5 protein-coding genes and 1 rRNA gene are annotated in these 8671 nt (G+C 56.4%); 2 read left to right on the top strand and 4 right to left on the bottom strand.

Annotated features, from left to right (window positions below; all coding sequences use genetic code 11):
• Positions 1-99: ribosomal RNA gene (locus PQG80_RS04340) — 16S ribosomal RNA — on the bottom strand; the annotation flags it as partial.
• 355 nt (positions 100-454) lie between these two features.
• Here PQG80_RS04340 and PQG80_RS04335 point away from each other — a divergent pair.
• Positions 455-1462, top strand: coding sequence for a DUF3231 family protein (locus PQG80_RS04335; RefSeq protein WP_271749899.1), 1008 nt, complete (start codon positions 455-457; stop codon positions 1460-1462).
• Between the two features lie 48 nt (positions 1463-1510).
• Here the strand turns inward: PQG80_RS04335 and PQG80_RS04330 are convergent, their stop codons facing one another.
• On the bottom strand, positions 1511-3880 hold the full coding sequence (locus PQG80_RS04330) for a DUF4832 domain-containing protein (protein WP_271749898.1): 2370 nt from the start codon (positions 3878-3880) through the stop codon (positions 1511-1513).
• Between the two features lie 367 nt (positions 3881-4247).
• On the opposite strand from PQG80_RS04330, the gene PQG80_RS04325 reads away from it, so the two are divergent.
• Positions 4248-5528 (top strand): Gfo/Idh/MocA family protein, encoded by a 1281-nt coding sequence (locus PQG80_RS04325; protein ID WP_271749897.1) that lies wholly within the window; start codon positions 4248-4250, stop codon positions 5526-5528.
• Between the two features lie 22 nt (positions 5529-5550).
• Here PQG80_RS04325 and PQG80_RS04320 read toward each other — a convergent pair whose 3' ends face one another.
• Positions 5551-7272 carry a sensor histidine kinase gene (locus PQG80_RS04320; RefSeq protein WP_271749896.1) on the bottom strand — a complete coding sequence of 574 codons (1722 nt, stop codon included), beginning with the start codon at positions 7270-7272 and terminating at the stop codon, positions 5551-5553.
• Positions 7269-8651: an ABC transporter substrate-binding protein gene (locus tag PQG80_RS04315; RefSeq protein WP_271749895.1), complete on the bottom strand. Its 1383-nt coding sequence runs from the start codon at positions 8649-8651 to the stop codon at positions 7269-7271. The genes PQG80_RS04320 and PQG80_RS04315 overlap by 4 nt, the downstream gene beginning before the upstream one ends.
• Positions 8652-8671 lie beyond the last annotated feature (20 nt).

Genomic DNA, 8671 nt, shown 5'->3' with positions numbered 1-8671 from the left:
ACTTAATCAGGAGCAAGCTCCATCATAAATCCGCTCGACTTGCATGTATTAGGCACGCCGCCAGCGTTCGTCCTGAGCCAGGATCAAACTCTCCATATAAGTGCTTTTGACGAAAGACGTTTCGTTAGAAACGACGAAAGTCAAAATGCACAGGTGGTAGTTCGACTTGCTCATTTCATTGCTGGTATAACTTTTGCTTCCGCCTCGAAAGGCTTCAGGCCCCGTTTGTTTTAACGCTCGATGTTCAGTTTTCAAGGAGCAATCTCTTGCTTGCCGACCAACGCTCTCTCTCGGCCGGAATAAGAATATACCATGGATAGATTCATAGAAGCAACAGGTTTATATTGGGAATTTAATTTGACCATTCCCTCGCTCGATCCCTCCCGGCGCCCAGAGGTATAACTTATTCTTCGTCAGGAAGACTAACGAAAAAGACAAAGGAGCGCGTGCCCCCTTGGAACCGATAAGGAACATCCCGCTGACGGCGCCGGAGATCGCCAATTTATGGTCCGCATATCAGGGCGACACCATGGCGACTTGCGTACTCAGCCACTTCGCGGATACAGTCGAAGATACGCAAATTAAAGATCTTGTTTTATATTGCCTTGAAATTAGCGAAAGGCATGTTCAGTGGTTAAGCGAATTTTTTCAAGCCGAAGAAATACCCGTGCCGATTGCCTTTACGAACGAGGACGTAACCCGAGGCGCGCCTCGCCTCTACTCGGATGAGATATGCATCGGTTATATAATGAACTTCGGCAAGCAAGGCATGATGATCTATTCAATGGCCATTCCGGTGTCTTCAAGGAAGGATGTCCGCGATTACCTGACAGGATGCATGGAATCGTCCGCGGAAATTACAAACCGCGCCATCGACCTGATGGAATCCAAAGGAATATACATTAGAGCTCCGAAAATTCCGATCCCGGATTCGCCGGAATTCGTTCATAAGGAGAGCTACTTCTTTGCGGTTTTCGGAGATAAGCGGCCGGTCAATGGACCGGAGATCGCGCATCTATACGCGAACGTCATGACGAATCTGTTGGGTAAAGCCCTGATTCAGGGGTTTGCCCAGGTGAGCCGGACGGAGGACGTTCGCGACTGGATGCTCAGAGGACGAGACATCGCAAGCAAGCATGTCGATGTCTTTAGTTCGATCCTTCGAGACGATAACCTGCCTGCGCCAAACTATTGGGATGATGGCGTGACGACTTCGACGGTTGCTCCGTTTTCCGAAAAGCTCATGATGTTCCATATTGCCGGCCTAAACGTGGCTAGTGCGGCTAATTATGGCGTAGCCGCGCCGAACAGCCCTAGACGGGATCTGGTAGCAACTTATGTAAGACTGCTTGGAGAGATCGGCAAGTATGCCGAAGACGGCGCGGAAATCATGCTGAAGCACCATCGGATGGAAAAGGTGCCGGGCGCTGTCGACCGGGACGCGATCGTCGCAAGCAAGTGACGTCAGAAAACCCGCAACCAACTCCGTTGCGGGTTTCTTTATGTCGTTTTATTCGAATCGGATCTCGTCTATCGTAAAGTTGCCCGTGAACGCGCTGTGCTTGAACTTGATGGCCGTCGCCTTGTCGAAGCCCGCGAAGTCCGCCAGCGGGATGCGGATCGTCTGGTAAGCGGTCGTAGCGGCGACGGTCTTGGTGCCCTTCGCGCCTCCTGCATCCCACATCGTGACGTTAAACGATGCGCCGTTCGTACTGCTCTTGACGACGTAAACGAGATACGTATAAGCGGATAAGTTGACGTTCGTCTCGGCAGCGCTAAATGTGGCATCCCACCAACTGACACCGGAGAGCGTCAGTTCAGAACCGTTGCCCGAGACGCTGCCGTCTCCCCAATACCCGCCCCCCATGTCGTTCGCATGCAGCGAGTTATATTGGTTAGCGCTGTCATAATTGTCGAAAACGAGCGGCATCGCGCCCCCGCTGACGGCGATGCGGTCGAAGTCCGGCGCATAGCCGGTCGGCTGGGAGAACGACAGCGTATTGGTGCCCGCTTGCAGATGCACCGTCCTGACCAAGGAAGCGACCGTCGTCCAACCGCCGGAGCTCGGGAAGTTAATCGACGTGCCTGCGCCGCCGTTCACGCTGAGCGCGGCGTACCGGCTGGCTTCGCCGTTCAGATAATGGATCGTCACCGTATAATCGCCTGTGGAAGGCGCGGTGATTCCGTTGAATCGCAGCGTACCGCCGTTGCCGACATAGCCGACCTTGCTGCCGCCGGAGCATGTCGCGCAGCTAACGACGGTAGCGGGACTTCCGAGCGTATTGCCCGAAGCTTCGGCTTCATAGACGATCGTGCCGGAAGGCGGTGTCGGCGTAGGCGTGGGTGTCGGCGTCGGCGACGGTGTTTGCGTAGGTGTCGGCGTCGGCGTAGCCCCGCCGGTCAAAGGCGGATCGGCCAGCGTCGTAGAAGTCGTGGCGGCAGCGGATACATGGAAGCCCGACAGCGTCAGCCAGCCGTCGCGGTTCGCGTCCTGCCGCGTATTCGCGAAGCGGAGCGTCTTGCCGCCCGTGAGCGGATTGCCGACGCGCATGACCAGCTTGTAGTCGCCGGCGGGCAGATTGTGGTTCGCGTTAAAGGCGAAGCTATAATCCGCGCCGCCCGGCTGCACGCTCTTCAGGTTCCAGCTCGCCGTGCCGAGTGACTTCACCCAGGCATCGGAAGCGTTCAGCACGCCGAACTCGACCGGCCAATTATAGTAGAACGGGGCAACGCCCTTATTCTGCAGCTTCACGTTGACCTGCAGCGAGGACGCGGACGAATCCGGCAGCTGTACGGCGGAGTTGTACAGCGAGTAGCCCAGCATCTTGTGCGCCCGCAGCGCATTGGATGCGGCAGTCTGACTCGGCAGGGACGACTTGAATACCCTGTCGTACATCAGCCAGGAGGCGTGCGTCGTCTCGACCGAAGTTTGGAAATTCTGGCCGTTCTGATTGGGCCAAGTCTGCCAGAAACCGGTATCCTGTTGGAGTGGCGGATAGAGCTCGCCGCCGATCGGATGCGTCTGCCAGATAGACTGGAGACCGTTCTGGGTGATGAGGCTCCAGAAGTCCCAGGTCGTCTGGGTCAGCGTCTCGTAAGCGAACGAATCGTCGTGGTAGCCGAAGGCGTTTTTCAGCGCCGACGTGCTGGCGGAATAGGGGTATCGCGCGAGTACCTGGGTCGTGTTGAACGCGTCCTTGAACGCGGTCAGCAGTCCGTCCCGGTTCGACTGGTTCATCTGCCAGTCGTTCGGGGCGGCATTGTATGGCCACGTATGCCACTCTCCCCAAAAGCCGTACAAGCCTGCTGTCACGAAGCCGATCCGCGGATCGCCGTCGTACCGGGCGCCGAGCGCCGCGACGAACTGACGCAGAGCCAGGTTGAGGTTGGCATCGTTCCAATCGGGGGCCAGACTGTGCGTGGAACTGTCGTGATTGCCGTTCTGATCGTAGTCTCGGGTCAGCAGCCCGCCGTTGATCAAAAATTGCGGTATGCCGGTCGTACGGCCCGGATAGTCGACATAGACGCGAAAAACGGCCTGGTTGCCTCGGCTCGATATATCGTTCAGATAGGCGTCGAGCGGCGCCCAATTATAAGTATTCCAGCCTGTCATCAGGTCGCGCAGCGAAACGTAAAACCACTCCATGCTGTGCGGGAAACCGTTGTTCGGATCGACGCTCTCCGAAGGCTGCTTGGAGAACGGCAAAAAGCCCTTTAACGGATTTTGCTCCAGACCGGGCTTATTCGGATCATACGTCTGGGTCTGCCATTCGCCCGAGGCGGCGGCATGCGGCAGCCTGAAGTTCATAAGCAGCATCGAGCCGACCAGGAAAAAGACGATCAACATCACGGCGGGCTTGGCGAGTCTTCCTTTCCACATCACAACGTTCACTCCAGTTCGATTGGGATTGAATGCGGATTCGATCGATGAGTCCTACTGCCGTCCTCGATTCTCACCTCCTCTCCGGCCCTCTCTTCTCTCCGGCCCTCTCTTCTCTTCGGCCCGCTCCTCGGCTGCACTAGGTTAAGGCGCGATCCAGCGAGTCGCGGAAATTTGTAAGCGCTTTACAGCTTCATCATAAGTCACCGGATTTGCCCGGAGAAATGCCTCAAATTTAAGATTGAAGCCCCATTCTTTAGAAACCCTTTCCAGCTCCCGGCGTTGTCCGCATAATAAAAATCGAAGCCAAAAAAGTCCCTGGCGGGGCTCTGCCAAGGACAAAGTGAAGCGATAGGAGCTTAAAGCCATGACTAAAATTAGACTAGCGCTGATCGGCGCGGGAGCCCGCGGACTCCTTAGCTATGCGCCTTACGTGCGGCTACATCCGGAGGAGGCCGAATTCGTCGCGGTCGCGGAGCCGGATCCGGCGCGGAGAGCCGAAGCCGCGGAGCAGCTCGGCTTGACCGACGCTCAGCTGTACGAATCGTGGGAGCCGTTGCTCGGACAGCCGAAGCTGTGCGACGCCGTCCTCATATGCACGCAGGACCGGATGCACTACGAGCCGACGATGGCGGCATTGGACCGCGGCTATCACGTGCTGTTGGAAAAACCGATGTCGAACGAACCGCTCGAATGCATCCGGATGGCCGAGGCGGCCGACCGCGCAGGTCTGCTGCTGTCCATCTGCCATGTCTCCCGCTACGCTGCCTTCTGGCAGCGGCTAAAACGATTGCTGTCGGACGGGGTCATCGGAGAGGTCGTCTCGATCCAGCACAACGAGAACGTCGGCTACTTGCACTATGCCCATAGCTTCGTCAGAGGCAATTGGCGCAACGACCGGCTGTCCAGTCCCATGATTCTGGCCAAGTCCTGTCACGATATGGACCTGATCCGCTGGCTCGTGGACGACGAGTGCGTACGCCTCAGCTCATTTGGTTCCCTGAAGCACTTCCGTGCCGAAGAAGCGCCGGCAGGCTCGACTGAGCGCTGCACGGACGGCTGCGCCGTCGAAGCCGCCTGCCCGTACTCGGCGCCGCGCTATTACATGCAGCCGCTCGAAGACAATGGGTTCGCCGCGCTCATCGCCACGCCGCCTACAGAGGCGAACCGGATGAACGCCGTGCTGACCGGACCTTATGGGCGATGCGTCTACCGGACGGACAATAATGTCGTCGATCATCAGGTCGTCAACATGAAGTTCGCGGGCGGGGCGACCGTGACGTTCAGCATGTGCGGCTTTACGCGCGACATCAACCGCATCGTACAGATCATGGGCACGAAGGGAGAGATTCGCGGGGACTTGCTGAAGGAGGAGATCGACCTGTTCGAATTCTCGAGCGGCGCCGGCAGCGTCATCTCTACGTTCACAGGCGCAGCGGGACATCAGGGCGGAGACGAAGGCATCATGCGCCAGTTTCTGCTCGACTTGCGCGAGGGCAATTACCGGGGCACCCTGACATCTGCGCAAGCTTCGCTGGACAGCCATCTGATGGCGTTCGCCGCCGAATCGTCCAGGCTGAACCAAGGCACTGTCATCGACATGACTTCGTTCAAGAACTCAATACTGTCAGGAGCGACGTTGGTTTGATCAGGAACCTAAGCCTACAACGTCATTGCGGCTCGTCGTCCAGCACCTGCCATATCAATTCGGCGCGCAATCCGCCCCATTCGGACGGCCCGAGGAAAAGCCCGGAGCTCTTGCCGAACAGCAGCATCAGCCGTTGATGGACGTTCTGCAACCCGGAATCGATCCGATCGCTTGGCGCGCTGCGGATCTTCGCCTGCAGCGATTCCAACTGCGCCGCCTCGATGCCCGCGCCGTTGTCATCGACCGATAGCCGCGCGATGCCTGCCCCCTCCAGTACGCCCCGGATGCGGACGGTGCCGTACTTTACGGGCTTTCTAAAGGCGTGAACGATCACGTTTTCCACCAAAGGCTGCAAGGTCAGGCGGGGAATCTCCATCGTCAGCATCGCCGGGTCGATATCGATCTCGTATTCGAAATCGTCCGTCAGCATGCGATGAATATCCAAATAATTCTCGACCAGATTCAATTCCTCCTGAACGGTCGCAAAGCTGCTGCTGAGCTTGGTCGTATAGCGGTAATACCTGCTCAGGTTCATGGTCATCGAAACGGCCGCTTCCTTCTCCCCCAGCTCCACCATGCTCTTAATATACGCCAGCGTGTTGTAGAGGAAGTGCGGATTAATCTGCGACTGCAGCTGCTTCACGTTGGCTTCCTTCGTCCGGATCTGCTCCTTCAGCACGTCCTCGATGAGCTCTTCGATTCGCGCGGCCATCGAGTTGAACTTCTGATAGACGTACCGGAATTCCCCCTTTGGAGGATCCTTCATCCGGCTCGTATAGATGCCCTTCTCGATAAAGTTCATGCCCTGCATCAGTTTGCGGAACGGGATGCGCACGCTTCGATACAGTAAAAAGCAAAGGATGCAAGCCATGAACAGCATCATGCCGCTGATCGAATAGAACATCATCTGGTTGCGTTTGATCGGGGCCATGATCGTGTCGATCGGTACGTAGTCCACCAGATACCAGCCCAGCGACTGAACCATGTCCATATGTACCTGGTACGTGCCGCCGCTAGTGCGGATAAGCAACGGATCAAACGTCCCTTCAGTGCCTCGCGGGTCAAGCTCGGGCAGCATTTCCTGAATCAGCGCTTGATTCGCCGTGTAGTTGTAAATCGGGTTATCGCCGGGCTTATATAGAAATGGATCCTCCAGCCCGTTGCTCTTCATTTCGGACAGATCGCTTTTAATCTCGCCTTCGTCCACTTTCGCCACGACCGTCAGATCCGACTCTTCGTCCTTGTCGTTTTTGGCCGGGTTGGAGATGGTCTCAATGAAGTATGCTTCGCCCTTCGGATTCGTCCGATAGCTCCAGAAGCCGTCTTTGTCCGGCAGTGCCGCGGGCACGGCGCCCAGGCTGGAGTTGCTCTTGATCACCATTCCCGTCTTCGGATAGACGACCGCGATGATGCCCTTCCATCTTCCATACCCCGTCAGGCGGTTGATTTCCTCGGATACCGTTTTAAGCGTACGATAATGGAGCAGGTCGTCGCTCAGCAGATCCGGATAAGCCAGATTGCGCACTTCCGTGCTCTCGTACAGCATTTTTTGATAAGAATCGTATTGGGCGAACATTTGTCCGAGCTGCCCCACGAACGTTTGGATCTGCGTCCGCTTCGCTTTGACGATCTCCCGCGTCAATACGCGCGAGCTCGTATAGTTCGAGTATGCATAAAGCGTAATGATCGGGGTCAGCAGAAGAAGCAAGGCAAGCACCATGTTCGTAAAAATGCTGGATTTCACTTCAACGCCTCCTGATCCGCGCGAGCGGCCTGTGCTGCCCGAAAAGCCGCGTACTGCCGCTGCAGCTCACCCCAAACCTTATCGTATCCCGCCTTGTTCAGCGCCTCCATCGAGCCGGGGAATTCCTTGTCGTAGCTCACGATTCCCAGATTGATCGGCAGAAACTTCTCGTTATAGATCGCGAGCACTTTGGCATATTCGTTTTTGACCGGTTCCGGATTGAAATGGAAGCCGAAAATTCGCGATATTTTCGCATTATCGTCGTTATGCATCATGTCCTGCACGACGGAGTCGTCGACATTGGTCGTCGCCATGAAATAATTTTTGTTCCGCCACATCCACTCGTACATGAACTGGTCGTTGGTGAGCAGTTTGATTTTATCGTCCTCGATGCGGTAATCCTTGCCTTCCACGCCATAGATGATGAAGTTGTAGTGCTCCTTGCTCTGCAGAATCCAATTCATGAACTGCATGGCGAGCTCGGGGTGCTGCGCATTTGCCGGAATCATATAAGCCTCGTTGGAGGGCGCCACGATATATTTCGGTTTGCTGGGGAACAAATAATATTCTCTGAGCTTGGCGTCGGGGTCGGCATTCTGGACCGTCTGCAGATTCTCCATCGCCCGGGAGACAGCGCCTACCCGGAACAGCAGCTTGCCCGCGACCTCCTCGTCGATATTCGCCGCCTTGTTGCCGGCGAGGCGTTTGTCGATCAACCCGATGCCGACCCACCGTTCCCGTACCCGCGCCACCTCTTCGTACAAATCGGATTCAAGATAATTCACGAGGGCGCCCGTCTCCTCGTTTACGGCGAACATTTGATTCTCGTCGAGGAACGTAAGGGGCTGATCCGACAGCTCGCGCCACAGCACGTCCTGGCCCCGGTCGGTCTCCAGGTATCCGTAGTAGCTGGGATCCACAGCGCGCATTTTGAGATAGAACGCTTCCAGATCGGCGATCGTGCGAATTTCCTTCATACCGACCGATTCCAACAAATCCTGGCGCACCATTACCGACGTGAACTTGCCCGCGGAAGTAAACGCCTGGGAAGGAATCGCCCAGAGTCTGCCGTCCATCCGATACTGCTTGAAGTTGTCCAAAGGAATGTTGGCGGTCAATGCCTGACCGTGCGTCTGCAGCAGCGAGTCGAGCGGCCTGAGGTAGCCCTTCGCCTTGTAATCCGACACGAACGACATGCCGTACCAAAACAGGTCGTAATTCTCGCCAGTAGACAAGGCAAGCTCCACCTTGGATTGATAGTCCGACCAGGGGATATACGTGAGTTCCAGCTTAATATTCAATTCCTTTTTTAAGCGGGCGTTCAGCTCATTGTCGATGAATTCGCGCATGCGCGCCGATTCGTCTCCAGGCATGATCATCCTTAAGGTGACGCTCGCCC

The organism is Cohnella rhizoplanae, assembly GCF_948329515.1.
Taxonomy (GTDB): Bacteria; Bacillota; Bacilli; order Paenibacillales; family Paenibacillaceae; genus Cohnella; species Cohnella rhizoplanae.
Note: the sequence above shows the minus strand (reverse complement) of the source record. Positions and strands in the feature narration are given on the sequence as shown.